Genomic DNA, 1575 nt, shown 5'->3' on the forward strand with positions numbered 1-1575 from the left:
GATAAGTCATTTACAAATGCACTCAATTGAATTCTTTCATTGTATTTTATTTTAATTGTGTTGTTTTTAATTCCTGTTATTTTCTTTAAAAATGTTCCATCTTGATTTCTTAATATTACACTCATTTCAAGTGGTTGGTGGCTTAATTCTAAGTCGATGTTTTTCGGTATTTTATTGAAGCCTCCACTCCCACCAAAATAGGCTGATCCAACGCTGTCTTGAAAAAAGCTTCCAGCATTATAGTCATACGATTGTAACCCATCTGCTCGGACGAAATTTCTTAATTCATTCTTATTAATATTATAAACTGATAAACCTTCACTATGACTTATCCAAATATTGCTGTCACCAACAAAAAGTGCAGAGAAAATAGAGTTTGAAGGTAGTCCCATTTGATAATCTATAGTATATACGCCACCTTTATAGGGTTGGGAATAGTTATTCATTACTATTAGCCCTTCATCTTGCGAAGATGCTAAAAGATATTTATCAAATAGTGTTATCCCCATTATTCGTACGCTTGGTAAATCAAAGTCTCTAATTTTGCAAACTTCAGAACAGTCAATTGATGAAACTAACTCAAATACACCTTCGTCATACGTTGATAAAATAAGTGTGTTTGTATCAGAAACTACAACTCCCGTTATGTAATCAGAAACTTTATTTGAATAATTAATTTTTTCCGCTTTCTCTTGGGATTGTTCAATTCGATATAGTCCACCACCAAAGGTACCTAGCACAAGATCGTTATTTTTTAATTCAACGATAGAGTTAACTGGAAAGTTGGCATCACCATCAAGAGGAAAATTACGAAGAAGTACTCCGTTTTTATCAAATTTGTAAACGCCATTTCTAAATGTACCCACCCATAAGTTACCTAAATGGTCTGTTAGCAATTTTGCTACGTGCACATCGCTAGGCAGTTGGTAGTTGTTGCTGTTATGAACTTCGATACCACCTTCCCATTTTCCAACAGCAAGGTTTCCGTTTAACGTTTGTTCGAATGTGGTTACATAGTTGCTTTTAACGCTGTTTCCGTTCTTAAATAGCCACGTTTCTATATGGCTATTATTGTGGCTGGAAAAATAAACGCCACTGCTTGTTGCTATCCAAATTGTACCAAGTCTATCGGCTTTAATATCTGTGACAATTCCCAGAGAATTGCTTTCAGAAATTTTCTCATATTTATTAGTTTCTTCCTTAAATTGAAAAGAACAAATTCCACTTGTTGTGCCTATCCAAATGTCGTCATTATTCGACAACAAAGCAAGGGTTTTACCTGAGCACTCTAAAGTTTCCGTGTCTTCAATCCAGTTCCCTAAACTGTCTTTTTTTACAATTTGGTTTAAGCTTTGTCCTCCAAAAATGTACGTATTTTCATTTATCGAGTACATTTGAGACTTTTTTGTTACGAATGATTTTTGGCTATCTTCTTTGAATACATTTTCTTTGTATGAGTATTTGTAAAGCCCATTGTCTTCGCCCTTTACTTCAACATAAATATTTTCATTTTTGTCTATATAAAGGAATTCTGTTCTTCCATTGAAAAGGTAGTTTTCTACAATGTTCTCTTTT

The 1575-nt window shown here is 33.7% G+C and carries 1 protein-coding gene; it reads right to left on the reverse strand.

The window, feature by feature from the left end; all coding sequences use genetic code 11:
- The coding region (locus tag EYR97_RS22005) for a hypothetical protein (RefSeq protein WP_165478132.1) at nt 1–1575 on the reverse strand (1575 nt) is incomplete at both ends.

It is taken from the genome of Alteromonas sp. KUL42 (genome assembly GCF_006538325.1).
GTDB lineage: Bacteria > Pseudomonadota > Gammaproteobacteria > Enterobacterales > Alteromonadaceae > Alteromonas.